The sequence below is a fragment of the Streptomyces sp. NPDC002092 genome (genome assembly GCF_053593775.1).
In genome coordinates this window covers 37927-63107 of the sequence record NZ_JBSFDG010000023.1, presented here as the reverse complement: position 1 = coordinate 63107, position 25181 = coordinate 37927, and the positions used below count along the sequence as shown (strand labels likewise).

Below are 25181 nucleotides of genomic sequence, written 5' to 3'. Positions count from 1 at the left end.
GTGTTCGAGGGCGTGAGTCAGCAGCCACGACGTCGGGAGAAAGACGGCATGGACCGCGGGACGGTCGGCAGCACACAGTCTGGCCGGCTACTGGTGGAGGTCAGGGAAGAGGGCTCCAGCGCCGTAGTGACCCCGGTGGGTGAGTTGGATCACCACACCGCCGATCTGTTGCGTGAGCCACTCGAGGAATGCCTCACCAAGGGATTCAGCCGGCTGGTGGTGGACTGCACACGGCTGGAGTTCTGCGACTCCACCGGACTCAACGTGCTGCTCGGCGCACGCCTGAAGGCGGAGGCAGCGGGGGGCGGAGTGCATCTCGCGGGGATGCAGCCCGTGGTGGCGCGCGTCTTCGAGATCACCGGGGCGGAAGCGGTCTTCACCGTCCATGACACGCTCGAGGCGGCCCTGGCCCAGGAATCCGGCTGAGCCCGGCCGCCGCGCCCGACCCCGTGTCCTGCCCCACTCACCCCTGTGTGACCGGCCTTTTCCGGGCCTCGCGCCCTCCGGGTCGAATAGGGGGGTGTTCCGCCGGTTCGGTCGGGCAGGAGACATCCTGTCGGCAGGGACATCCTGAACGTGTCGGCAGCAATGTGTCCGGCGGCACAGCGGCGGATCCACCGTCGAGGTACGTACTGACTCTTGAATCGTGAACTGGTGAATCGGTGAATCGGTGAGGTGAAGCGCTGATGAGCACCACCCGGCCTTACTCGCCGGGCGACCGCGGCCCGGAGCCGAGCGGCGCTTCCGGGGCGTCCGAGGGCGGCGAGGCTCTGTCGTCGGCTGCGCCCGTGTCGTCCGCGGGCGGCGGCCAGGCCCGCAGGCTGGACTTCGACGGCGAGAGCGGTGTCGTGCCGCTCGCCCGCGACTTCACCCGCCAGGCGCTGTACGCGTGGGGCTGGCTGCCCGCCGCCACGGCCGACCAGCGGGCCGCCGCCGAGGACGTGCTGCTCGTCGTCTCCGAGCTGGTCACCAACGCCTGTCTGCACGCCGAGGGCCCAGAGCAGCTGTGGATCGCCTGCGACAACAAGGTCATCCGCATCGAGGTCTCGGACAAGGGCTCCGGCCAGCCGGCACCCCGCACCCCGCACCGCGCGGGCCGCCCCGGCGGGCACGGCATGTTCATCGTGCAGCGGCTGTGTCTGGACTGGGGTGTCGTCCGGACACCGGGCGTGACCGGCAAGACCGTGTGGGCGGAGCTCGGCGCTCCGGGGTAATCGGCTTGGCGGGCCCGGACCCGCTGCCTACCCTTGTCTGCAACGCGCTGACGGAGACAAGTAGCCGGGGTCCATGCGGGCCAGGGCGAATCCACTCCCGAGTGCGGGGAGGAAATGCCCCGCCGGCCGGCCCCCGTCATCGGGCCGCAACGAGACCGTCGTACGGCCGTGAGCTTTGGTTGCGTACGACGGTGAAGGCGTGGTGGCACCGCGAGCACCCTCTCGCCCACGCCCCGAGGGACCACCCCCGGGGCGGCGCGTGCCGCTCCGGCAGAACCGGACGGAGCGCGCACCATGCTCGACGTCACCCTCATCCGACAGCACCCCGACACCGTCCGCGACGCCCTGCGCAAGCGCGCCGTGGACGCCGACATCCCGGCCTTCCTCGCCTTGGACGCCGCCTTCCACGAGGCCCGGACGGCCGTGGAGCGGCTGCGCGGCGAGCGCCGGCGCATCTCGGCGGACATCGCCGCACGACGGCGGGCCGGCGAGGCCGCCGAGGAGCTCCGGGCCGCTGCCGGGGCCCTGGCCGACCGGCTGACGGAGGCCGAGGCCGGGCTCGACCGGCTGGCACGGCGGCACCAGGACTTCCTCGACGCCCTGCCCAACCTCCCGGACGACGACGTCGTCGCGGGCGGCAAGCAGAACAACCAGGTCGTACGGGCCGTGGGCGCCCCGCCCGCGTTCGGCTTCGCGCCCAAGGACCATGTACAGCTCGCCCAGGACCTCGGCCTCGTCGACCACCGGCGGGGCGCGGCGCTCGCGGGCAGCGGCTACTGGATCTACCGGGGCGACGGCGCCGCCCTGGAGTGGGCGCTGCTCAACCACTTCCTCGACACCCACCGCCGGGCGGGCTACGAATTCGTGCTGCCGCCGCACCTGCTCACCCGTGAAGCGGGCTATACGGCCGGACAGTTCCCGAAGTTCGCCGACGAGGTCTTCCGCGTGGACGAGCACTTCCTCCTCCCCACCGCCGAGACCGCCCTGGCCAACCTGCACCGCGGCGAGACCCTCGACGAGCGGGTCCTGCCGCTCAGGTACGTCGCCTACACGCCCTGTTACCGCAAGGAGAGCGGCGCCCACCGCACCGCGGACCGGGGCACCCTGCGCGGCCACCAGTTCAACAAGGTCGAGCTGTTCCAGTACACGCGCCCCGGGGACTCGGAGGCCGCCCAGCTGGAACTGCTCGCCCGCGCCGAGGAGTTGGTCGCCGGACTCGGCCTGCACTACCGCGTCACCAAACTCGCGGCCGGGGACACCAGCCCCGCCCAGGCCAAGACGTACGACGTGGAGGTCTGGCTGCCGAGCCTGGGGGCGTACGCCGAGGTCAGCTCGGTGTCGAACGCCCGCGACTACCAGGCGCGACGCGGGGCCATGCGTTATCGCCCGACCGGCGGCGGCAAACCGGCCTACCTGCACACCCTCAACGCCTCGGGCCTCGCCACCAGCCGTCTGCTGCCCGCGCTCCTGGAGCAGCACCAGCGGGCGGACGGCACGGTGGCGGTGCCGGAGGTGCTGCGGCGGTGGGGAGCGCCGGACGTCCTGCGGACGCACTAGCCCGGGGTTACCCGCGGTCACCCCCTCCACTCGAACCCCCTCCCGTGCGCGCCGGATCCCCACAACTCCGGCGCGCACCTTCTCTTCCCTCCTCAGGACGCCGGGCGTACCTTGACGGCCGAATCTGATGTGCCGTCAGGAATTGGCGGAGGAACCCGAGGATCTCGAAGAGGGAGCGGAACCGTGTCGTACCGGAATCGAACCGCCGCGCTCGCGTCCGCCGCGGCCCTGGCCGGCTCGGCGGTGCTGCTCGCCGCCCCCGCAGCCGAGGCCACGGTCGTCGACGTCAACTACCAGTGCAAGACGCCGATCGGCAACAAGAGTGCCGTCTCGCCCATCGACATCAAGAGCGTCAAGAGCGTCAAGAGCGGCAGCGCCTACAAGCTCACCATGTCGTGGCAGAAGGGCGTCTCCTCCAGCCCGGTCGAACTGGGCAAGGGCGCGATGAACCCGAGCGCCACCATCGTGCTGGGCGGCGCCGACAGCGGCACGGTGTCCGTCTCCGGGCCCGCCAACCAGGCGGCGATCCCCGCCAACACCCCCATCAAGATCAACGACTTGACGGGCACGTACACGCCGAAGAAGACCGGGAAGGTCACCTTCACGCCGGGCATTCTGACGATCAAGGCGCTCGGTACGACGACCACCTGCACGCCGTCGAACAGTCCGGGGCCGGCACTCAGCCTTGATGTGACGGCTGCCGGGGGCTCCGCCGGGGGTGGTCAGGGCGGTGCGGATTCCGGCGGTTCCCTGCCGCAGACCGGGCCTGATGACTCCGCCGTCGCGCTGGGGACGCTTGGCGGCACGGTGCTCCTTGCCGGAGTCGCGGGGGCGTTGTGGGTGACTCGGCGGAATCAGACAGCCCGGCGGTAACGGTTCGTCGGCTGTGCCGCGATGCGCCGCCGGTCGTCTGCGGCTTCGTCGTGGCTGGTCGCGCAGTTCCCCGCGCTCCTGATGGGGCGCTCCCCTTCAGGGTGGTGCCGAAGCGCCGTCCGCACGACCACTGGAGCCGCCGGATGTCGTCTGCTGCTCGTGTCCTGTTCGGGTCTCTGTTGCTGGTCGTGATCGCTGCCCCGTCGGCCTCCGCCGCCGATGGTTGGGCGCTCGTGCCCGCCGGGGGGTCGCGGCCGGCCTTCTACGCCGAGGGAGCGCCCGGAGCGGTGCTGCAGGATGCGGTGTCCGTGGTCAACCGGAGTGGGCGGGCGGTCACGGTGCGGCTGAGCGGCAGCGGGGTTCCGGTCACCTTTGCCGCCGAGCAGGTGCGGGTGCCCGCCCGTACGCGGGCCGACGTGCCGTTCGCCGTGAGTGCGCGTGATGATCGCGGTGGCGAGATCGTCGCGCGGGACCAGGACGGCCGCCGGGCAGTGGTTCCCGTGCGGCTGCGGACGGGTGGACCGGTGCTGTCCGCGCTGACCGTGGAGCACGTGGCCGTGCGGGGTAGGCGCATCACGTATGACCTGGTCAATCGCGGCACCACGGTGCTCGTGCCGAGCCTTGCCGTGCATGTCGACGGCGTCTTCGGGCCGGTCCTCGACCGGGCCCCGCGGGCGCTGCCGGTCCGCCTGAGGCCCGGGCAGCGCCTTCGTCTCGCCGAGCCCTGGTCCGACCGCCCTGCCCTGGACTCGGTCGACGTCCGGCTGACCGTGACGGCGGCGGGCGGTGCGCGCGACTCGGCCGGCGTGGCGGCGCTCTTCGTGCCGTGGGGAGCGGTGACGGGAGCCGCGGGTGCGGTGGTGGCGGGGGGCGCACTGCTTCTCGTACGAGGTCCACGACGTCGTGGGCGCCGTACGGGCGACGGCGAGGCGCTCGAATGCCCGGGTAAGGAAGTCGAGTTGACGGGAGCGGTGACGTGAACGGCAAGCTGCGGATCACGGCCTTGCCGGTGGTGCTCGCGCTGCTCCTGCTGCCCCTGGCGGGCACGGCTGCGGCGGACGGGCCGACCGTCGGGCTCTCCCGGTCCCAGGCCGGCACCGGCGGTTCGATCACCGTCAGCGGCAGCGGCTGGCGGCCGAACGCCCTGCTGATGATGCTGGTCTGCGGGCAGGCGACCCCGTCCCGGGGCGTGATCGGCGGCACCAACTCCTGCGCCAACTCGGACGGAAGGGCCGTCACCACCGACGCCAAGGGCTCCTTCAGCAAGAAGCTGCCGGTCGCTGAGCCGCCGGTGCCGTGTCCGTGCGTGGTGCACGTGGCGACGGTCGAGGGCGCGAAAGCGCAGGCGGACGCGGTCTTCCAGGTGGCCGGACACGCCGTCGAACCGCTGCCCGCCGAGCCGTCCGGCGGGCGGCTGTCGGTCCTCACGGACACCCGGCTCGACGGGGCGAGCGGCCTGCTCACCTGGTTCGGCGCGCCGCCCACCCGCACCCTCGTCTTCACCGTCGGCAACGCCGGCACCACCGCGATCAAGAACCCGGTCTTCCAACTCGGCACCTCCCACGGCGTGTTCGCCCCGCAGTGGGAGGACCAGGAGTGGCGCGGCACCATCGCACCCGGCAAGAAGGCGGAGATCAAACTCCCCGTCGAGCTGACGGCCGGAGCGCACGGCGACTACTCCGTCTCCCTCAAGTACAGCGGGAGGGTCCTCGCCGAGCAGCCCTGGGGCGTGGGCCGCCCGTGGGGCGTGACCCTGTTCTGGCTGCTGGTCTGCGTGGTCGTGCCGGCCGCGCTGTTCCGCGCCGGGATGGCGATCGTGGACCGGGTACGGCCGCGCCGCGCCGGCGGTCTCCGGCACCGGGGACTCCGCCTGCCCGAACTGGCCCTGCGCATGCCGAAGTTCAGCCCCAAGGCGGCTCAGGAGCCCCCCTCGAACTCGACCCTGCCGTGGTTCACCCCGGACTCCGATCCGGGCACGGCCGGTCGGCTCTCCGCACCGCACCACGACGACAGCCCGACGAGTCCTACGACTCCCACCAGGAAGGGACCCCCGTGAGAAAGCGCAGGAGAGTCACACCGGTCGGCAGCGGGAGAGCGGGTGCGGCGGGCGCCGCCCTGGTACTGGGCTCGGCAGGCATCCTGCTGGGCCTGGCCGCCGGGCCCGCGCAGGCCGCGGAGGTGTCGTTCGCGACGCACTGCGTGCCGCCCGCGGGCATCACCCCTGTCGACGGCACCACGAAGGTCGAGATCACCGCGCCGGCCACGGCGAAGGTGGGCGACACGGTGGACGTCGTATGGAAGTTCGTCCAGGCCGCCTCCAAGAACCCGGACATCATCGACCTGCCCGCCAACTCGGTGCAGCCGTCCGGGGTGTTGAAGGCGGCCGGCGCGCAGGCCGCCGACATCGCGATGCAGGGCACCCGCACGAACCCCGCCATCCCCAAGGGCGGCGCCATGGTGCTGTCCGACATGAAGGGCAGCCTGAAGCTGACGGCACCGGGCGAGGTGACGCTGACTCCGGACGCGTACACCGTCAACGCCATGTCCACCGACACCAAGTGCACGCCGAAGGAGACGGTGCAGAAGGCGGCGACGATCCAGGTGTCGCCGGGCGGCGGAAGCTCGTCGAGCACGACACCGCAGCCGACGGACTCGGCCTCCCAGTCCGCCTCGCCGTCCGCGTCGGCCTCCGCTTCCGCCAGTGACGGCACCGGCAGCGACCAGACCGACTTCACCGGCAAGCAGGTCGAGATCCCGTACACCTGCCAGTCGCCCATCGGCGAGAAGAAGGCGACCTCGCCCATCCAGATCAACGCCAAGAAGGACGGCGGGAGTTTCGACCTCACCGTGCGGTTCAAGAAGTCCGTGATGGACAGCCCGGCCGACATCCCCAAGGGCTCGGTCAAGCCGTCGATGGAGGTGGTCCTGGGCGGCGCCGACAAGGGCACGGTGCACGTCGAGGGCCCGACGAACTCCAAGGACATCAAGTCCGGCGAACCCATCGAGATTTCCGACCTGACGGGCACCTACAAACCGGGCGCGGACGGCAGGTCGACCCTGTCCCCGGGCGTCCTCACGATCAACGCCCTGGGCACGACGACCACCTGCAAGCCCGACAGGACCGAGGTCTCCCTGACCCTGGACACGACACAGCAGGCGAGCGGCGCGTCGGGCGGTTCGTCGACTTCCGGCGGCTCGTCATCCAGCGGGTCGTCGAGCGGCGGCCTGGCGGAGACGGGTTCGAACGATCACGGCGCCCTGAAGGCACTGGGCCTGGTGGCGGGCACCGCGGTGTTGCTGGGCGCAGCGGTCTTCACGTTCCTGCCGAAGCGGAGGAGCAGTTAGCCCGATGACAAAGAGGGCCACCGCGGTGCAGTGGCCCTCTTCAACGGTTCGGACTCAGTGAACGTCGCCCATCAGCGACTTCACGCTCCGGCGGTACATCCACACCGCCGCACCGGCGATCACCGCAAGCACGGCCTGCAGCATCACGATGCCCGTCTTGTTGAGGTCGACGCCGGCGATGGAGAGCAGGCCGGTCGTGGCGTCACCGGCGGTGACGGCCAGGAACCAGACGCCCATCATCTGGGAGGCGTACTTCGCGGGCGCCATCTTCGTGGTGACCGACAGGCCGACAGGGGAGAGCATCAGCTCGCCGACGGTCTGCACGAAGTAGATGCCGACCAGCCACATCGCGGCGGCCTTGTGACCACCGTCGGCGATCGCCAGCGGAGCCAGGAACAGGAAGAAGGACGCACCGATCAGGACCAGGCCCATCGCGAACTTCACCGCGGTGCTCGGCTCCTTGCCGCGCCGTGCCAGCGCCAGCCACGCCCAGGCGAAGACCGGCGCGAACGCCATGATCATGACCGGGTTGACGGACTGGTACCAGGAGACCGGGAACTCCCAGCCGAACACGGTGTTCTTGGCGGAGGCCTCGGCGAACAGGGAGACCGTCGAGCCACCCTGGTCGTAGATCATCCAGAACACGGCGGCGGCCACGAAGAACCAGATGTAGGCGCTCATCTTGGACTGCTCGGCGCGGTCCAGCTCCTTGTCCCGCTTGATGCGGGCGATCACGACGACCGGGATGAGCAGACCCGCCACGGTGATCGGGACCAGCAGCCAGTTCAGCGTGTAGACGCCGGATACGCCGACGATCACGTAGAAGAAGGCCGCGACTCCCGCCCACAGGGCGGCCTTCGTCAGCGTGGCCTTCTTCTCGGCGTCGGACAACGGCGTCGGGACGATGTCCGAGCGCGAGTCCAGGTGGCGGGTACCGAGCAGGAACTGGGCCAGACCCAGCGCCATGCCGAGGGCGGCCAGCGCGAAGCCCAGATGCCAGTTGACGTTCTCGCCGACGGTGCCGATGACCAGCGGCGCGGCGAAGGCGCCGAGGTTGATGCCGATGTAGAAGAGCGTGAAGCCACCGTCGCGGCGCGGGTCCTCCGGACCGTCGTAGAGGTGACCGACCATCGTGGAGATGTTGGCCTTCAGCAGACCTGAACCGATGGCCACGAGGCCGAGGCCTCCGTAGAAGGTGCCCGAGTTCGGCAGGGCCAGGGTGAGGTGGCCGAGCATGATGATCGCGCCGGCCACGGCCACCGTCTTGCGGGGCCCGAGGACCCGGTCCGCGAACCAGCCGCCGGGGAGGGCGAGCAGGTACACGAGCGACAGGTACACCGAGTAGATCGCGGTCGCAGTGGCCGCACTCAGGTGCAGGCCGCCCGGAGCGACCAGGTACAGCGGGAGCAGAGCCTTCATGCCGTAGTAGGAGAACCGCTCCCACATCTCGGTCATGAAGAGAGTGGCCAGTCCGCGAGGGTGGCCGAAGAAGGTCTTCTCGGAGCCGGGGGTGTCCGGGCGGACCGAGTCCTTCGTCAGGCTGGACGCCATGGTCGTTCCTTGCTGTGCTGGTGGGGGTTTACCGCACACAAAAGAGACCTTCGGCGTCAAGTGGTTGCCAAAGGTCCCCGCAGTGCTACAGGCGTTGTTTCACCATACGGCAGGACAGTGCCGGATATGGAAGGACTTGAGACCGGGATCACAGGCGGAGGTGGAACCATACACACCTTTTCCAAGGTCTCTTCGACGATGGCACCGCACAGGCACAGGTTCGCTTCGGAGCGTCCGAAGGTAAGAATCACGGGTGCCGATCACACCACAGCACCTGTCAAGAGCGGACTACCATCACCTCATGACCCGTGTACTGCTCGCCGAGGACGACGCGTCCATCTCGGAACCGCTGGCCCGCGCCCTGCGCCGGGAAGGTTACGAGGTCGAGGTGCGCGAGGACGGACCCACCGCGCTCGACGCCGGAAACGCCGGCGGCATCGACCTGGTCGTGCTGGACCTCGGACTGCCCGGCATGGACGGCCTAGAGGTCGCCCGCCGGCTGCGCGCCGAAGGCCACACCGTGCCGATCCTCATCCTGACCGCGCGAGCCGACGAGGTGGACACCGTCGTCGGCCTCGACGCGGGCGCCGACGACTACGTCACCAAGCCGTTCCGCCTCGCCGAACTGCTCGCCCGTGTCCGGGCCCTGCTGCGGCGCGGTGCGGCCGAGCCGGCGCAGCCGCCCGCCACGCACGGCGTGCGGATCGACGTCGAGTCGCACCGGGCGTGGATGGGGGACGAGGAACTCCAGCTCACCGCCAAGGAGTTCGACCTGCTGCGGGTGCTGGTGCGGGACGCGGGCCGGGTCGTCACCCGGGACCAGCTGATGCGCGAGGTGTGGGACACCACCTGGTGGTCGTCCACGAAGACCCTCGACATGCACATCTCCTGGCTGCGCAAGAAGTTGGGCGACGATGCGGCGAACCCGCGGTACATCGCCACCGTGCGCGGTGTGGGTTTCCGGTTCGAGAAGAGCTAGTTCGAGAAGAGCTGGTTCGAGAAGAGCCGGTTCGAGAAGAGCCGGCAGGAGCCGCTCGGAGTCGGCAGGGCCCCCGAGGCACACTGGTCGTCGTAAAGCCACTGCCCGGAGGGCCTCGTGCGTCGTCGTCTCATCCAGTCCACGCTTGCCGTCGTGCTCGTGGTCATCGCCGTCTTCGGCGTGTCCCTCGTCATCGTCGAGACGCGGACCATCAGCAACAGTGCCCAGGAGCGGGTGAGCTCCGAGGCTCAGCGGCTGGCCAGCATCGTGGACAGCCGGCTCATCGGGGCCGGGACCGTCAGCGCGGAGGTGCTGAAGGGACAGGTCACGGGTGAGCGGTACGCCGTGATCGAGGTCCCGGGGCAGTCGCCCATCGCGGTCGGCACCAAGCCCGACGGCGAGGTCATCCGCGGCCGGGCCACCGGCGAGGAGGGCGAGCGGGTCGTCGTCGAGGAGCCGCGTTCGACCGTGAGCCGGGAGGTCGGCCGCACGCTGCTGATCATCGGGCTGGTCGCGCTGCTCGCCGTGGTGGCCGCCGTACTGCTGGCGATCCGGCAGGCCAACCGGCTCGCCTCCCCGCTCACCGACCTCGCGGAGACGGCCGAGCGACTCGGCTCCGGCGACCCGCGGCCCCGCCACAAGCGGTACGGCGTTCCCGAGCTGGACCGGGTGGCGGACGTCCTGGACTCCTCCGCCGAGCGCATCGGCCGCATGCTCACCGCCGAGCGGCGTCTGGCCGCCGACGCCTCCCACCAGCTGCGCACACCGCTGACCGCGCTGTCGATGCGGCTGGAGGAGATCACCCTCACCGACGACCCGGACACGGTGAAGGAGGAGGCCAATGTCGCCCTCACCCAGGTCGAGCGGCTGACGGACGTGGTGGAGCGGCTGCTGACCAACTCCCGCGACCCCCGCACCGGCAACGCCGTCTCCTTCGACCTCGACGAGGTCATCCAGCAGCAGCTCGCCGAGTGGCGGCCCGCCTACCGCCAGGCCGGGCGGGCGATCGTGAGCTCCGGCAAACGGCATCTGCAGGCGGTCGGCACACCGGGCGCGGTCGCCCAGGTGCTGGCAGCGCTGATCGAGAACTCGCTGATGCACGGCGGGGGCACGGTGGCGCTGCGGACCCGCGTGACCGGCAACCAGGCGGTCGTGGAGGTCACCGACGAGGGACCGGGCGTGCCCGCCGACCTCGGTGCGCGGATCTTCGAGCGCACGATCAGCGGACGGAACTCCACGGGCATCGGGCTGGCGGTGGCGCGGGACCTGGCGGAGGCGGACGGCGGCCGCCTGGAGATGCTGCAGACCCAGCCGCCGGTGTTCGGCCTGTTCCTCTCGCGTACGCCGCTGAAGCGGCCGCCGGCGGAGGACGAGGAGCCGATGGTCCGGTGAGACCGGAACCCCCGGTGGGGCGCGGCCGGCCTCACGTGGCCCGGACTGCTTCGGGCAGGCTCTCGGCGCCTCGGCGAAGTCCGGTGAAGCGGCGCGGGCGTAGCCGACTCGCGGGCCCCGCGGCAGACCCCACCTGCACGGCCCGTGGAGCGATCAGCTGACGCGTGCCTTGGGCTTGGGGCGGCGGGCCTCGGCCGCTTCGGCCTCTTCCAGGATCGATTCGGCGTCGGCGACGGTCTCGTGGGCCGGCAGGGCCTTGAACACCCACGAGCGGTACGACCAGAACCGGAACAGCGTGCCGAGTCCGATGCCGACGACCTTGAAGATGTTGCGCTGCAGCGAGCTGTCCCAGCCGAAGCCGTAGATGGCCGCGTACAGGATGCCGTTCTCGATCACCAGGCCGACCGCGCTGAAGGCCAGGAAGAGCGAGAGCTCCTTGGTCCGGGCGCTCTTGTCGCGGTCACGGTAGGTGAAGTAGCGGAACCCCAGGTAGTTGACGCCGATCGCGACCACGGTGGCGATCACGTTGGCGCGTACGGCCTGCAGGCTCGTGAGGTGCCACAGCAGATTGGAGACTCCGAAGTTCACGACGGTGCCCAGGGCACCCACCGCACCGAACTTCGCTACCTCGTGTGCGAGCCTTCGCAGCCCGGCGGAACCATGTCCCATGGCCGTGCAGGCCCCCATTCGGTCGGTTTCGTCAACCCAGCCATGCTAACCACCCCCCATCTCAAACGCCTGTCGTTGCGTTCACAGACGGGATAGAGGTGGGGAAGAGGACCGGAAAAGCCGGGAAAGGCGGGAGTAAGAGGACCCGGGCAACGGCCGGAAACCGGCCGGCGTGCTGTGGCCGATACCCTAGGGGCGTGACGTTCCCGGTAGTCGGCATGGTCGGCGGAGGCCAGCTCGCTCGTATGACACACGAGGCAGGCATTCCGCTCGGCATCAGGTTCAAGCTCCTCAGCGACACCCCTCAGGACTCCGCGGCGCAGGTCGTCGGCGATGTCGTCATCGGCGACTATCGCGACCTCGACACACTGCGTGAGTTCGCGAAGGGCTGCGATGTGATCACTTTCGATCACGAACACGTACCCACCGAGCACCTCAGGGCACTGGAGGCGGACGGCATCCCCGTGCGCCCGGGCCCCGACGCGCTCGTGCACGCCCAGGACAAGGGCGTGATGCGGGCGCGGCTCGATGCGATCGGCGTGCCCTGCCCGCGGCACCGGATCGTGACCGACCCGGCGGACGTGGCCGCCTTCGCGGCGGAGGGCGACGGCTTCCCCGTCGTCCTCAAGACCGTCCGCGGCGGCTACGACGGCAAGGGCGTGTGGGTCGTCGACGACGTGACCGAGGCCGAGGACCCGTTCCGCGCGGGCGTCCCGGTCCTCGCCGAGGAGAAGGTCGACTACGTACGGGAGCTGGCGGCGAACGTCGTGCGCTCCCCGCACGGCCAGGCGGTCGCGTACCCGGTGGTCGAGTCCCAGCAGGTGAACGGCGTGTGCGACACCGTGATCGCGCCCGCCCCCGACCTCGACGAGAGCCTCGCCCTCCGGGCGGAGGAGATGGCGCTGCGCATCGCCAAGGAACTGGACGTCGTCGGCCATCTCGCCGTCGAGCTGTTCCAGACCCGCGACGGCCGCATCCTCGTCAACGAGCTCGCGATGCGCCCGCACAACTCCGGTCACTGGACCCAGGACGGGGCCGTGACCTCGCAGTTCGCCAACCATGTGCGCGCGGTCCTCGACCTCCCGCTCGGCGACCCGCGCCCGCGCGCCAAGTGGACCGTGATGGTCAACGTGCTGGGCGGCGACTACCCGGACATGTACTCCGCGTATCTGCACTGCATGGCCCGCGACCCCCAGCTGAAGATCCACATGTACGGCAAGGACGTGAAGCCCGGCCGCAAGGTGGGCCACGTCAACACCTACGGCGACGACCTGGACGACGTCCTCGAGCGCGCACGTCACGCAGCCGGTTACCTGAGAGGCACCATCACCGAATGAGTACAGCCGCCGGCCCCCTCGTGGGCATCGTCATGGGTTCCGACTCCGACTGGCCCGTCATGGAGGCCGCCGCCCAGGCCCTCGACGAGTTCGAGATCGGCTACGAGGTCGACGTCGTCTCCGCGCACCGCATGCCGCGCGAGATGATCGCGTACGGCGAGCAGGCCGCCGAGCGGGGGCTCAAGGTGATCATCGCGGGCGCCGGGGGCGCCGCCCACCTGCCCGGGATGCTCGCCTCCGTCACCCCGCTGCCGGTCATCGGCGTCCCGGTGCCGCTGAAGTACCTGGACGGCATGGACTCCCTCCTGTCGATCGTGCAGATGCCGGCCGGCGTGCCCGTCGCGACGGTGTCCGTCGCCGGCGCCCGCAACGCGGGCCTGCTCGCGGCCCGCATCCTGGCCACGCAGGACGAGGAACTCCTCGGCCGCATGCGGGAGTTCCAGCAGGAACTGAACGACCAGGCCACCGAGAAGGGCAAGCGCCTGCGCGCCAAGGTCGAGGGGTCGGGCGGCTTCGGCTTCGGATCCGGGAAGTGACGGCGATGACCTCCGCCTCGCTGGAGGCGGCCCGGGAACTCCTCGGCGAGTTCCCGGTCGTCGACGGCCACAACGACCTGCCCTGGGCGCTGCGCAAGCAGGTCCGCTACGACCTGGACGCCCGCGACATCGCCGTACACCAGAACGCCCATCTGCACACCGACATCCCGCGGCTGCGCGAGGGTGGCGTCGGTGCGCAGTACTGGTCGGTGTACGTCCGCTCCGATCTGCCGGACGCGGTGCCCGCGACGCTCGAACAGATCGACTGCGTACGGCAGTTGCTGGCGCGCTACCCGGCGGACCTGGCGCCCGCGCTGACGGCCGCCGACATGGAGGCGGCGCGCAAGGACGGCCGTATCGCCTCCCTCATGGGTGCGGAGGGCGGGCACTCCATCGCCTGCTCGCTCGGCACGCTGCGCGGCCTGTACGGGCTGGGCGTGCGCTACATGACGCTCACCCACAACGACAACAACCCGTGGGCGGACTCGGCGACCGACGAGCCCAACGTCGGCGGTCTTTCGTCCTTCGGCCGTGAGGTGGTCCGGGAGATGAACCGCCTCGGCATGCTCGTCGACCTCTCCCACGTCGCGGCGACGACGATGCGGGACGCACTGGACGCCACGTCCGCGCCGGTGATCTTCTCCCACTCCTCCTCCCGGGCCGTCTGCGACCACCCGCGCAACATCCCCGACGACGTGCTGGAGCGGCTGCCCGGGAACGGCGGCGTGGCGATGGTGACGTTCGTGCCGAAGTTCGTGCTCCAGGCGGCCGTGGACTGGACGGCCGCCGCGGACGAGAACCTGCGTTCCCACGGCTTCCACCACCTCGACACGACCCCCGAGGCGATGAAGGTGCACCGCGCCTTCGAGGAGCGCAACCCGCGCCCGGTCGCCACGGTCTCCACGGTCGCCGACCACTTGGACCACATGCGCGAGGTCGCCGGCATCGACCACCTCGGCATCGGCGGCGACTACGACGGCACGGCCTTCACCCCGGACGGACTGAACGACGTCTCGGGCTACCCGAACCTGATCGCCGAACTCCTCGACCGAGGCTGGTCCAAGCCCGACCTGGCCAAGCTGACCTGGCAGAACTCGGTACGGGTACTGGCCGCGGCGGAGGACGTGTCCCGCGAGCTCCAGGCGACCCGCCCGCCGTCCAACGCGACGATCGAGTCCCTGGACGGCTGACCGTCCGCCACGCCCCACGAGGTCGTCGAGGCGGCTCGGGAGCGCTGAGCCGGGTCCCGTACCCCCGAACGCCCCACTCATCAGGAAGCGCCCCGCGCCCCCGTGCGACGGTGACCGTACCCCTTGGGGACGATTCACGACGTACGGAGCCCGCGCCATGGCAGACCTCCAGGACGACGAACTGCAGACCATCGGGGAGCTTGACGGCATCGGCCTGCCGGACCCCTTCCAGACCGGGTCCTACCAGCCCGTCTCCGATCCGGGCGCCGACCCCGTGGAGCGCGCCCATGCCATCCTCGCCGTCCATCCCGTCGCCGACGGTTACAACGGGCTCCCCTGGGCCCTCAGGCATCTGTCCTGGTACGACCTGGAGCTCGGCGAGAGCGATGTCGAGACGGATGTGCCGCGGCTGCACGAGGGGCACGTCGGCATGCTGTTCGGGTCGCTGCACCTGCCGGAGGGCATCGACGGCGACCGGATCGTCGCGGCGACCCTGGAGCAGCTGGACCTCGTGAAAATCGTGGCGCGCGCCCACCCCGAGGGGCTGCGCCTCGTCCACACCGCCGGGCAGGCCACCGACGCCCACAACTGCGGCCGTATCGCCGTGCTGCTCGGCCCCGCCGAAGCCGCCGCGCTCGGCGACTCCCTCGGCATCCTGCGCGCCCTGCACACCCTCGGCCTGCGCATCCTCACCCTGTCCGGGGTGTCCTGGGCGAGCGAGGACGGGCTCACCCGGTTCGGCGAGGAGGTCCTGCGGGAGATGAACCGGCTCGGGGTGCTCGCCGACCTCTCCGGTGCCTCCTCCGACACCGTCCGCCGCACCCTGGCGGTCTCCAGGGCGCCGGTCCTGTTCACCCGCTCCGCCTCAGCCACCCTGCGCCCCCACCCGGCCAACCTCACCGACGACCTGCTCACCCGGCTGGGGGCCGCCAAGGGCCTGTGCATGGTGCCGCTGACACCGGACCAGACGGGCCCGTCCGTCCAGGACGTCGCCGACCACCTCGACCATGTGCGCGAGGTGGCGGGCCCGGACTGCGTCGGCCTGTCCGGCACCTACGACGCCGGCACCGCCCACCCCGAGCACCTGGGCGACACCTCCTGCTACCCGCGCCTCATCGCCGAACTTCTGGACCGTGGCTGGTCCGAGACCGACGTCGCCCTGCTGACCTGGGGAAACGTGCAGCGCGTGCTGCGCGCGGCCGACTTCACGGCCCGCGCGCTCCAGGAGCGCCGGGAGCCCTCGACGGCGACGCTCGCGCAGGCCGACGGCCGGTCTACGGTTCGCTGATCCGGCACAGGCAGAACGGATGCCCGGCCGGGTCGGCGTACACCTGGAAGTCCTTCTTCTCCCGGTCCTCCAGGTCCAGCGGCCGCGCCCCCAGCGCCAGCACCTTCTCGTGCGCCGCGTCGATCTCCTCCCAGGTGGACCCGGCGTCGAAGTCGAGGTGGAACTGCTGCGAGTTGCGGTCCGCACGCGGCCACTCGGGCGGGACGAGGCCCTCCGCCCGCTGGAAGGCGAGCCGGGGCCCGCCGGGGACGTGCAGTACGGCCCAGTCGGGGTCCTCCTCCTCGGGCGTACCGCCCACGACACCCGCGTAGAAGCGGGCGAGTGCGAGCGGGTCGGGGCAGTCGAGGACGACGGAGCGGAAGCGGGCCACTGGCATGGTGTCCTCCCGGTTCAGCAGGCGCAGAGACAGAACGGGTGCCCGGCCGGATCCGCGTAAACCCGCCAGGTGCGCGAGCGGTCGTCGGCGTCCAGCGGCTTGGCGCCGAGCGCCAGCACACCCGCCTCGGCGGCGTCCAGGTCCTCGACGGTCAGGTCCAGGTGGAACTGCTGCGAGTGGTCGGGCGCGGGCCACTCGGGGGCGACGAAGCCGGGGGAGGCCTGGAAGGCCAGCGCCCGGCCGTCGGGGGTGGTGAGGTCCGCCCAGCCGTCCTCCGCCTTGACGGTGCCGCCCAGCACCTCGGCGTAGAACCCGGCCAGCGCGCTCGGGTCGGGACAGTCCAGGACGACGGCGCCCAGTTCGGCGAGAGCCATGACTTCCTCCTGCGTTACCTGTAGATGCGGTCATGCAGTAACGGTTACTGCATGCTGCCTCATTGGAGGTAACGTCGCAAGCATGAGTGAGAGATCGGCCGCGCCGGGGAGCCTGGTGCTCGTCGAGTCCCTGGTGAACACGCTGGACATCGAGTCCGGCGCCGACGCGCTGGACACGGCGGACGGCCGGGCGCGGTTCGGTCTCCCGGAGGCAGAGGTGGCGGCTGCGCGTGAGCTGCGCGAGTCACTGCGCGCCGTGCTGCTCGCCCACGCCGGTCATCCGCCGCACGCCCCGGTGACGCCCCTGGGCGAGCTGCTGGCCTCGGCGCCCCTGCGCCTGACCGTCGACACCGCGGACGGCTCGGCGGCGCTGGCACCCGCCGACGCGGGCACCCTGGTCTCCCGCGTCGCCGCCGCCGTAGCCGAATCACTCGTCGCCGGTACCTGGGTGCGCCTGAAGGCCTGCGAGTCGGTCACCTGCCACTGGGCGTACTACGACCGCAGCCCGGCCGGCCGTGGCCGCTGGTGCTCCATGCAGGTGTGCGGGGCGCGCGCGAAAATGCGCCGGTACCGGGCGAAGTAGTTCACGGGCCGTGTCGGCGGCCGGTGGTGCAGAATGCAACAAGACGCCGGTTCGGCCGACTGAGCCTCGGCCGAACCGGCGTCGTCCCCCTTTAGTTGTTCGTTCGCCTCCGGGGCGCTTCATGCCGGTGTCGGGAGGCCGATCGTGCTCAGCCCTTCGGGCCTCGGCGCTCCCCCACTCTCGGCTTCGCTCGAGCGGGAGGTGCCCCCATGGCCTCCCGACACCGGCGCGCCCCAACGGCTCTCTCACGCTGTAGGGCGCCCCATCGCCCGGTACGTCCAGCCCGCCTTGCGCCACAGCTCCGGGTCGAGGGCGTTGCGCCCGTCCAGGATCACCTTGGCCGCCGTGACCTCGCCCAGCTGCGCCGGGTCCAGCTCGCGGAACTCCCGCCACTCGGTCAGATGCAGCACCACGTCGGCGCCCCGCACCGCCTCCAGCGCCGTGTCGGCGTAGCCGAGCGTCGGGAAGACCTTGCGGGCGTTGTCCATGCCCTTCGGGTCGTACACGGTGACCTGGCCGCCCTGGAGGTGGATCTGACCGGCGACGTTCAGGGCGGGGGAGTCGCGTACGTCGTCCGAGTCGGGCTTGAAGGTGGCACCGAGCACCGCGACCCGCTTGCCCAGGAAGGGCCCGCCGCCGAGGGCCTGCCGGGCCAGCTCCACCATCTGCCCTCGCTGCCGCATGTTGATCGAGTCGATCTCGCGCAGGAAGGTCAGCGCCTGGTCGGCGCCGAGCTCACCGGCGCGCGCCATGAAGGCCCGGATGTCCTTGGGCAGACAGCCGCCGCCGAACCCGATCCCCGCCCGCAGGAACTTCTTGCCGATCCGGTCGTCGTACCCGATCGCCTCGGCGAGCTTGGTGACGTCGCCGCCGGAGGCCTCGCACATCTCCGCCATCGCGTTGATGAAGGAGATCTTGGTGGCGAGGAAGGAGTTCGCGGAGGTCTTCACCAGCTCGGCGGTCGGGAAGTCGGTGACGACGAACGGCGTCCCCTCGGACACCGGCTTCGCGTACACCTCGCGCAGCAGCTTCTCCGCCCGCTCGCTCCGGACACCGACCACGATCCGGTCGGGGTGCAGGGTGTCGTCCACGGCGAAGCCCTCACGCAGGAACTCGGGGTTCCAGGCCAGCTCGGCGTCCTCGCCGGCCGGGGAGTTCTCGACCAGGAAGCGGGCCAGCCGGTCGGCGGACCCCACCGGCACGGTCGACTTGCCGACGACCAGGGCGGGCCCGGTCAGATGCGGGGCCAGCGAGGCGAAGGCGGAGTCGACGTACGACATGTCGCAGGCGTACTCGCCGTGCTTCTGCGGGGTGTTGATGCACAGGAAGTGGACGTCGCCGAAGGCCCCCACCTCGGCCCAGTCCATGGTGACGCGCAGCCGCCCGGTCGACCCCTCGATCCCGGCGACGTGCTTGCGCAGCAACTCGTCGAGGCCCGGCTCGAACATCGGGGCCTCGCCCCGCGCCAGCTTCTCGATCTTCTCCGGTACGACATCCAGGGCGAGCACCTCGAAGCCCAGCTCCGCCATCGCGGCGGCGTGTGTCGCGCCGAGATAGCCGGTGCCGATCACGGTGATCCTGAGGGCCATGGGTGCTCCAGAGAGGGACGTGGTTGGTGCCGAGCCGAGCATAGTCGGGCCGTTCCCCGGGCAGTTTTCCCGCTGTCGCCAAGGTCACGTATCCCTCCCGTGGGCGGCCCCCTAAAATTTGAGTTACTTAACGGTAATTAGCGCCATCACCACAGTGCGTCAGAAGCGTCCTTGGAGCGTGAGAAACCTTGGCCGGATCGGCTGACTTCGACCTGTACCGCCCGTCCGAGGAGCACGACATGCTCCGCGACGCGATCCGCTCACTGGCCGAGGCGAAGATCGCGCCGTACGCCTCCGTCGTGGACGAGGACGCCCGCTTCCCACAGGAGGCACTGGAGGCCCTGGTCGCGAACGACCTGCACGCGGTGCACGTCCCCGAGGAGTACGGCGGCGCGGGCGCCGACGCGCTGGCCACGGTCATCGTGATCGAGGAGGTCGCGCGTGTCTGCGTCTCCTCGTCCCTGATCCCGGCCGTGAACAAGCTGGGCTCGCTCCCGGTGATCCTCTCCGGCTCCGAGGAGCTGAAGAAGAAGTACATGGGCCCGCTCGCCAAGGGCGACGCGATGTTCTCGTACTGCCTCTCCGAGCCGGACGCGGGTTCCGACGCGGCCGGCATGAAGACGAAGGCGGTCCGCGACGGCGACCACTGGGTGCTCAACGGCGTGAAGCGCTGGATCACCAACGCGGGCGTCTCCGAGTACTACACGGTGATGGCCGTGACGGACCCCTCGAAGCGCTCGAAGGGCATATCGGCCTTCGTCGTCGAGAAGTCGGACGAGGGCGTCTCCTTCGGCGCCCCGGAGAAGAAGCTCGGCATCAAGGGCTCCCCGACCCGCGAGGTCTACCTCGACAACGTCCGCATCCCCGCCGACCGCATGATCGGCGAGGAGGGCACCGGCTTCGCCACGGCGATGAAGACCCTCGACCACACCCGCATCACGATCGCCGCGCAGGCGCTGGGTGTCGCGCAGGGCGCCCTCGACTACGCCAAGGGCTATGTCCAGGAGCGCAAGCAGTTCGGCAAGCCGATCGCCGACTTCCAGGGCATCCAGTTCATGCTGGCCGACATGGCCATGAAGGTCTCCGCCGCCCGCGCCCTCACCTACCAGGCCGCGGCCGCCTCCGAGCGCGGCGACAAGGACCTGACCTTCCAGGGCGCCGCCGCCAAGTGCTTCGCGTCGGACGTGGCCATGGAGGTCACCACGGACGCGGTACAGCTGCTCGGCGGGTACGGCTACACCCGCGACTACCCCGTGGAGCGCATGATGCGCGACGCGAAGATCACCCAGATCTACGAGGGCACCAACCAGGTCCAGCGGATCGTGATGGCGCGGAACCTGCCGTAGCACCCCCGGCGCACATGGCACAGCCCCCGGCGTCCTGCCGGGGGCTGTGCTGCGTTCCGGCTCAGTCGTCGAGCCCCTCCGCCGCCCGCCTCTCGCGCAGCTCCACGATCGCCCGCCGCCGCGCCAGCCGATGGGTGCGGCGGATCTGGGCCTCCTGGTAGCGGCGCCGGTCCTTCTCCGTCTCCGGCAGCACCGGCGGCACCCGGCGGGGCTTGCCGTCGGCGTCCACCGCGGCGAAGACCAGATAGGCGGAGCCGACCTGGGTGGGCGGGGTCGACTCGTTCCAGCGCTCGGCCAGGACCCGGACCCCGACCTCCATCGAGGTCCGGCCGGTCCAGTTGACCTGAGCCTTCACATGGACCAGGTCACCGACGCGGACCGGCTCCAGGAACGCCATCTCGTCCATCGACGCCGTGACGGCAGGACCGCCGCTGTGCCGGCCGGCCACCGCGCCCGCCGCGTCGTCCACCAGCTTCATGATCACGCCGCCGTGCACCGTGCCCAGCAGATTCGTGTCGTTGTGCGTCATGATGTGACTGAGCGTGGTCCGGGACGCCGAGGTGGGCTTGCCAGGGACCTCCGGTATATCCGAGGTGTCCGATTCCGTGGCGGGGGCCTGGTCTGTCATGGCCTCCACCTTATGCCGAGGTCACATCCGCGGACTTTGTGTTGGCTTCGCAACAGGCGTGCCCTGATTTTCCTACGACCCTTGTGAAGGGCATGGCTGCTCCCGGCACACTGGGCCCCATGAACGATTGGCCCGAGGCATGGTCCGACGACAACCGCAACCGGTACGGACGCGGCAGCGCGAGCGCGCACCCCGAGGGTGCCCGCGCGATGCGGCAGGTCCGCCGGCCTGCCTCGGGCGGCTACGGGGGCTCTGCCCCGCCGTACGGCGGCGGAGTGCCCCAGCAGCCCTCGTACGTCAACGGCCAGGGGTACGGCGGCGACAACGCGAGCGACGGCTACGACAGCGGCTACAACACCGGCCAGGTCTACGGCTCGCCCGGCGGCGGAGGGCCGGGCGGCTCGGGTGACCAGGGCGAGTACCGGCCGCGGCCGAACTGGCGGCGCCGTATCAAGTGGACCGCCATAACCCTGGTCACGGTACTGGCCGTGACGTCGGTCGCCACGTACTTCTGGGCCGACGGCAAGCTGCACCGAGACGTCGACCTGTCCACGGTCATCGACCGGCCGGCCCCGGGCGACGGCACGAACTACCTGATCGTCGGCTCCGACAGCCGGGCCGGGCTGTCCTCCGCGCAGAAGCAGAAGCTGCACACAGGTTCTGCGGAGGGCAAGCGGACCGACTCGATGATGATCCTGCACGTCGGCAGCAGCGGCGACACGCTGATATCGCTGCCTCGCGACTCGAACGTGACGATCCCCTCCTACAAGGGGTCGACCTCCGGCAAGACCTACCCGGCCACCGGCCGGCAGACCAAGCTGAACGCGACCTACGCGGAGGACGGGCCGACCCTGCTGGTCCGCACGGTCGAGGCCAACATGGGCCTGCACATCGACCACTACGTGGAGATCGGCTTCGCCGGCTTCGCCAACATCGTGGACGCGGTCGGCGGTGTCACCATCAACATCGACAAGGGCTTCAAGGACAAGTACTCGGGCGCCGACTTCAAGGCCGGCGAGCAGACGCTGAACGGCGAGCAGGCCCTCGCCTTCGTCCGTACCCGGCACGCGTTCGCCACCTCCGATCTGCAGCGCACCAAGAACCAGCAGAAGTTCCTCTCCGCGCTGGCCCACCAGGTGGCCACCCCGTCGACCGTCATGAACCCCTTCAAGCTGTACCCGACGATGGGCGCGGGTCTGGACTCGCTCACCGTCGACAAGGACATGAGCCTGTGGGACCTGGCGTCCATGTTCTGGGCGATGAAGGGCGTCAGCGGCGGTGACGGCACGTCGATGAACATGCCGATCTCCGGCTCCACCGGCGGCAACCTCCTCTGGGACAAGGCGAAGGTCAAGACGCTGGTGGACGAGCTGAACAACGACCAGAAGGTCACGGTCTCGGGTGACTGAGCGGCTGCCTGGCAGAGCACCGTTCGACGCGGTGCTCTGCGACGTGGACAACGTGATCCGGTCCTACGACCCCTCCGGGCTGCACGCCCTGGAGCGGGCCGCCGGGCTCGCCGAGGGCACGACCGCGAAGGTCGCCTTCGCGCCGGGAACCGATCTGCCGGTGCTGCTGGGCCGGGTCGACCTGCAGGAGTGGGTGCAGGCGATCGCCGAGGGCCTTGCCGGGCTGGTCCCGGAAGCCACGGCCTGGGACCTGGGCACCGCCCTGCTGGAGTCGCCCTTCTCGGCCGACGAGAAGGTGGTCTCGCTGCTGCGGCGGGCACGTACCCGGGTGCCGCTCGTCCTCGTCAGCAACGCCACCGTCCGCCTCGAGGACGACCTCACCGCGCTCGGCCTCGCCGACCTGGCGGACGAGGTCGTCAACAGCGCCCGCGTAGGCCTCGCCAAGCCGGACCCCCGCATCTACCGCCTGGCAGCCGACCTGGCGGGCGTGCGCCCCGAACGCTGCCTGTTCATCGACGACACAGAAGAAAACACCGAGGCTGCAACGGCGCTCGGGATGCAGCCGGTCCACTTCCGAACGGCGCAGGACCTGGAGCGTGCGCTGGAGCCCCTGTTCACATGACAGGCCCGGAGCCCCCCTAGCCTGCGGGCATACGTGCCGCTCAGGGCGGCTCCCGACCCAAAGAAAGGCGGCACCCCGCACCGCCGGGCCGCGCACCGCCCCGGCCTGCACCGACGCCCGGCGCCGCGCACATCCCGCCCGCACTTGATCAAGGGCACCCACACCGCGGGTGCCCTTGAGCCACGCTCAGACAGTCGTCACATCGTGGCGCCCGACATCGCACGACACATCTCGGCACAGCGACGACACGCCTCCGCGCACCGCATCATCTGCGGGTCGTCCGGCATGGACATACACGCCTCGGCGCACATGTCGCACGCCTTGGCGCACATCGCGCACATCTCGGCCGACATCGGCGAGCGGCGCATCATCATGTCCGCGCACATGCGGGTCGTCTCGGAGCAGTCCATGAGCGCACGCATGATCTGCATCTGGGCCTGCCCGCCCATCTGCATGCAGGAGCTCATGGTCTCCTCGCAGACGGTGTGGCAGGACATGCACGCCTGGACGCAGTCCTGCATCTCCTTGCTCATGGCGGTCATGGTTCCGGGCTGGGTCATGGCTCCTCCTGAGAGGCAGAGGGGCCCGGGGGTGGGCCCCGTGCCCTTCTGTTCCTACGCCCGCCGGGCGCCGCGCGCCATCGGGCGGACGCCAACAATCCGCAACTTATGCCGCACAGTGCACGACCCGCGACATTCCGTCAGGGGTCGCGACACAGGTCCGTTCGGGTTACGAGCACATCTCCTGGCCCCCCGTCATCACCCCGGGCTCCCCCTGGTCCGCGGCCTCCGCCCGCACCCGCCGCACCTGCTTGAAGTCGGCCCCCGCGATCACCTTCAAGGTCGGCCCGAGTCCCGGCACCTCCCGCAGTTCGCTGCCGGGCAGCGCGGTGGCCAGCGCCTTCGCGGAGCGGTCCCACCCGGGGTCGTAGACGATGACGGTCCGCTTCTGGGCGTGGTCGTCCGCGTCCGCCGGCACCCGGGTCGTGCGAAAGCCCGTCGCCGCCAGGGCGGCGTCCACCCGCTTGCCGAGTCCCTCCGTGGCCGTGCCGTTCTCGACCTGGACGTGGATCTGCTGCGGGTCCACCTCGACCGGCACCGGCTGCGGGCGGGACGGGCGCGCGGCCAGCGGCTTGTCGTCGCGCAGCGACTGGAAGAGACGGTCGGCCTTGGCGGTGTCCCATTTCAGCGTCTCGCCGATGCCCGGCACGACGTAGCCCATCTGCCCGATGGGCACGGTCGTGAACTCGGAGGACGAGGGGGAGAAGTTGCGCATCGCCCGCCCGAGGTCGAGCAGCTCGTCCGTGCCGAAACCCTTGTCCGCACGCACCGATCCCAGCACGGCCCGTGTCACGTCCCGGAACTTCATCGGGTTCAGCAGGATCCCGGAGGAGGTGGCCCGTTCGATGAGGGCCGCCAGGAACCGCTGCTGGCGCTTCATCCGGCCGAGGTCGGAGTCCGCGTCGACATGCCTGGCGCGCACGAACTGCAGGGCCTGTCCGCCGTTGAGGACATGCGTCCCGGCGGGCAGGTCGAGTCCGGTGTATGTGTCCTTCAGGGGGAAGGCGGTGCAGACGGAGACTCCGCCGAGCACGTCCACCGTCTTCATGAAGCTCGTGAAGTCGACCTCCAGATAGTGGTCGATCTTCACATGGGTCATGTCCTCGACGGTCTGGACGGTGAGGTTCGGGCCGCCCTCCGCGTACGCCGCGTTGATCTTGATGGGGTGGCCGGGAATCCGTTTGCCGGTCTTCTGGTCGGTGTGCGCGGGCGTCATGGCGTACGAGTCGCGCGGCAGGCTCACCACGGTCGCCCGCTCCCGGTCCGCGGAGATGTGCACGATCATCATGGTGTCGGTGCAGTGGCAGGGCTCGCCGCCCAGGTGGTAGCGGTGCCGTTCCGCCTCGCTGATCCGGTCGCGGCCGTCGGTGCCGACCAGCAGGACGTTCATGCCGTGACCGGCCTTGGGGCGGTTCTTCATGTCCTTGAACGGATCGACGCGGGCGATGCCCGCATCCAGGCTGGTCACCACGGCATGCCCGATCCCGGCGGAGGCGAGCACGACCACGGAGAGGGTCGTCGCCGCCCGCATCACCCAGCGCGGCTTCCTCCGTGGCACGGGCGGCCGCGGCCCGCGCGGCGGTGGCGTGCGCGCGGGCTGGGGCCGGCGCTGCGGAGGGGCGGGCGCGGCGGACCGAGGCTGCGTGGGCAAGGCGGACACCTCCGGGCGACGGCCGTACGTGGGACCGTGAGCACCGTAGGCCGATACGATCTGTGGACCGGGCCACCGCCCCGGCGGGGCGCAAAGGTGTCCCCCGTTCGCG

At 70.5% G+C, this 25181-nt stretch carries 25 protein-coding genes; 17 read left to right on the top strand and 8 right to left on the bottom strand.

Going from position 1 to position 25181, the window contains the following annotated elements:
* Positions 1–48: 48 nt before the first annotated feature.
* The 7 genes from ACWCRD_RS38660 (at position 49) to ACWCRD_RS38630 (ending at position 6989) form a co-directional block, all read left to right on the top strand.
* Positions 49–426: an STAS domain-containing protein gene (locus ACWCRD_RS38660; RefSeq protein WP_450970418.1), complete on the top strand. Its 378-nt coding sequence runs from the start codon at positions 49–51 to the stop codon at positions 424–426.
* Positions 427–686: 260 nt separating this feature from the next.
* The gene (locus tag ACWCRD_RS38655; RefSeq protein ID WP_450970365.1) at positions 687–1214 is read left to right on the top strand and encodes an ATP-binding protein; all 528 of its coding nucleotides are present in this window, start codon (positions 687–689) and stop codon (positions 1212–1214) included.
* A 294-nt stretch (positions 1215–1508) separates the two neighbouring features.
* Entirely contained in the window at positions 1509–2771 is a 1263-nt protein-coding gene (serS, locus tag ACWCRD_RS38650) for a serine--tRNA ligase (RefSeq protein ID WP_450970364.1), read from the top strand.
* A gap of 183 nt (positions 2772–2954) precedes the next feature.
* Complete coding sequence (locus ACWCRD_RS38645) at positions 2955–3644, top strand: LPXTG cell wall anchor domain-containing protein (RefSeq protein WP_450970363.1); 690 nt, start codon at positions 2955–2957, stop codon at positions 3642–3644.
* Between the two features lie 143 nt (positions 3645–3787).
* Positions 3788–4624 (top strand): hypothetical protein, encoded by an 837-nt coding sequence (locus tag ACWCRD_RS38640; RefSeq protein WP_450970362.1) that lies wholly within the window; start codon positions 3788–3790, stop codon positions 4622–4624.
* Positions 4621–5700: a neocarzinostatin apoprotein domain-containing protein gene (locus ACWCRD_RS38635; RefSeq protein WP_450970361.1), complete on the top strand. Its 1080-nt coding sequence runs from the start codon at positions 4621–4623 to the stop codon at positions 5698–5700. Before ACWCRD_RS38640 ends, ACWCRD_RS38635 begins: the two co-directional genes overlap by 4 nt.
* Positions 5697–6989 (top strand): hypothetical protein, encoded by a 1293-nt coding sequence (locus ACWCRD_RS38630; RefSeq protein WP_450970360.1) that lies wholly within the window; start codon positions 5697–5699, stop codon positions 6987–6989. Before ACWCRD_RS38635 ends, ACWCRD_RS38630 begins: the two co-directional genes overlap by 4 nt.
* A 54-nt stretch (positions 6990–7043) precedes the next feature.
* Here the strand turns inward: ACWCRD_RS38630 and ACWCRD_RS38625 are convergent, their stop codons facing one another.
* Entirely contained in the window at positions 7044–8540 is a 1497-nt protein-coding gene (locus tag ACWCRD_RS38625; RefSeq protein WP_450970359.1) for an oligopeptide:H+ symporter, read from the bottom strand.
* A gap of 301 nt (positions 8541–8841) precedes the next feature.
* Between ACWCRD_RS38625 and ACWCRD_RS38620 the strand changes: the two genes are divergently transcribed.
* Both ACWCRD_RS38620 and ACWCRD_RS38615 read left to right on the top strand, forming a co-directional pair.
* Positions 8842–9519: a response regulator transcription factor gene (locus ACWCRD_RS38620; RefSeq protein ID WP_030941720.1), complete on the top strand. Its 678-nt coding sequence runs from the start codon at positions 8842–8844 to the stop codon at positions 9517–9519.
* Positions 9520–9636: 117 nt separating this feature from the next.
* Positions 9637–10911 (top strand): ATP-binding protein, encoded by a 1275-nt coding sequence (locus ACWCRD_RS38615; protein ID WP_450970358.1) that lies wholly within the window; start codon positions 9637–9639, stop codon positions 10909–10911.
* A 153-nt stretch (positions 10912–11064) separates the two neighbouring features.
* On the opposite strand, the gene ACWCRD_RS38610 is transcribed toward ACWCRD_RS38615, so the two are convergent.
* The gene (locus ACWCRD_RS38610; protein ID WP_450970357.1) at positions 11065–11580 is read right to left on the bottom strand and encodes a GtrA family protein; all 516 of its coding nucleotides are present in this window, start codon (positions 11578–11580) and stop codon (positions 11065–11067) included.
* Between the two features lie 197 nt (positions 11581–11777).
* Here ACWCRD_RS38610 and ACWCRD_RS38605 point away from each other — a divergent pair, with 197 nt between their 5' ends.
* From ACWCRD_RS38605 to ACWCRD_RS38590, 4 genes are all read left to right on the top strand, one after another.
* Entirely contained in the window at positions 11778–12917 is a 1140-nt protein-coding gene (locus ACWCRD_RS38605) for a 5-(carboxyamino)imidazole ribonucleotide synthase (RefSeq protein WP_450970356.1), read from the top strand.
* Entirely contained in the window at positions 12914–13453 is a 540-nt protein-coding gene (purE, locus tag ACWCRD_RS38600; protein ID WP_389084577.1) for a 5-(carboxyamino)imidazole ribonucleotide mutase, read from the top strand. The genes ACWCRD_RS38605 and purE overlap by 4 nt, the downstream gene beginning before the upstream one ends.
* 5 nt (positions 13454–13458) lie before the next feature.
* Complete coding sequence (locus ACWCRD_RS38595) at positions 13459–14643, top strand: dipeptidase (RefSeq protein ID WP_450970355.1); 1185 nt, start codon at positions 13459–13461, stop codon at positions 14641–14643.
* 157 nt (positions 14644–14800) lie between these two features.
* Positions 14801–15931: a dipeptidase gene (locus ACWCRD_RS38590; RefSeq protein ID WP_450970354.1), complete on the top strand. Its 1131-nt coding sequence runs from the start codon at positions 14801–14803 to the stop codon at positions 15929–15931.
* Here the strand turns inward: ACWCRD_RS38590 and ACWCRD_RS38585 are convergent.
* Entirely contained in the window at positions 15918–16307 is a 390-nt protein-coding gene (locus ACWCRD_RS38585) for a VOC family protein (protein ID WP_450970353.1), read from the bottom strand. The two genes, ACWCRD_RS38590 and ACWCRD_RS38585, sit on opposite strands and share 14 nt — an antisense overlap.
* Positions 16308–16321: 14 nt before the next feature.
* Positions 16322–16681, bottom strand: coding sequence for a VOC family protein (locus ACWCRD_RS38580; protein ID WP_450970352.1), 360 nt, complete (start codon positions 16679–16681; stop codon positions 16322–16324).
* 82 nt (positions 16682–16763) lie between these two features.
* Here ACWCRD_RS38580 and ACWCRD_RS38575 point away from each other — a divergent pair, with 82 nt between their 5' ends.
* Entirely contained in the window at positions 16764–17264 is a 501-nt protein-coding gene (locus tag ACWCRD_RS38575; protein ID WP_450970351.1) for a CGNR zinc finger domain-containing protein, read from the top strand.
* 245 nt (positions 17265–17509) lie between these two features.
* Here the strand turns inward: ACWCRD_RS38575 and ACWCRD_RS38570 are convergent, their stop codons facing one another.
* The gene (locus tag ACWCRD_RS38570) at positions 17510–18853 is read right to left on the bottom strand and encodes a UDP-glucose dehydrogenase family protein (RefSeq protein WP_450970350.1); all 1344 of its coding nucleotides are present in this window, start codon (positions 18851–18853) and stop codon (positions 17510–17512) included.
* A gap of 188 nt (positions 18854–19041) precedes the next feature.
* Here ACWCRD_RS38570 and ACWCRD_RS38565 point away from each other — a divergent pair, with 188 nt between their 5' ends.
* Positions 19042–20199, top strand: coding sequence for an acyl-CoA dehydrogenase (locus ACWCRD_RS38565; RefSeq protein ID WP_450970349.1), 1158 nt, complete (start codon positions 19042–19044; stop codon positions 20197–20199).
* A gap of 61 nt (positions 20200–20260) precedes the next feature.
* On the opposite strand, the gene ACWCRD_RS38560 is transcribed toward ACWCRD_RS38565, so the two are convergent.
* Positions 20261–20827: an acyl-CoA thioesterase gene (locus tag ACWCRD_RS38560; protein WP_450970348.1), complete on the bottom strand. Its 567-nt coding sequence runs from the start codon at positions 20825–20827 to the stop codon at positions 20261–20263.
* Between the two features lie 119 nt (positions 20828–20946).
* On the opposite strand from ACWCRD_RS38560, the gene ACWCRD_RS38555 reads away from it, so the two are divergent.
* Both ACWCRD_RS38555 and ACWCRD_RS38550 read left to right on the top strand, forming a co-directional pair.
* Entirely contained in the window at positions 20947–22236 is a 1290-nt protein-coding gene (locus ACWCRD_RS38555; protein ID WP_450970347.1) for an LCP family protein, read from the top strand.
* Entirely contained in the window at positions 22229–22858 is a 630-nt protein-coding gene (locus ACWCRD_RS38550; RefSeq protein ID WP_450970346.1) for an HAD family hydrolase, read from the top strand. Before ACWCRD_RS38555 ends, ACWCRD_RS38550 begins: the two co-directional genes overlap by 8 nt.
* 197 nt (positions 22859–23055) lie before the next feature.
* Here ACWCRD_RS38550 and ACWCRD_RS38545 read toward each other — a convergent pair whose 3' ends face one another.
* The gene (locus ACWCRD_RS38545) at positions 23056–23418 is read right to left on the bottom strand and encodes a four-helix bundle copper-binding protein (RefSeq protein WP_450970345.1); all 363 of its coding nucleotides are present in this window, start codon (positions 23416–23418) and stop codon (positions 23056–23058) included.
* Between the two features lie 169 nt (positions 23419–23587).
* Positions 23588–25069, bottom strand: coding sequence for an LCP family protein (locus ACWCRD_RS38540; protein ID WP_450970344.1), 1482 nt, complete (start codon positions 25067–25069; stop codon positions 23588–23590).
* Positions 25070–25181: the final 112 nt, after the last annotated feature.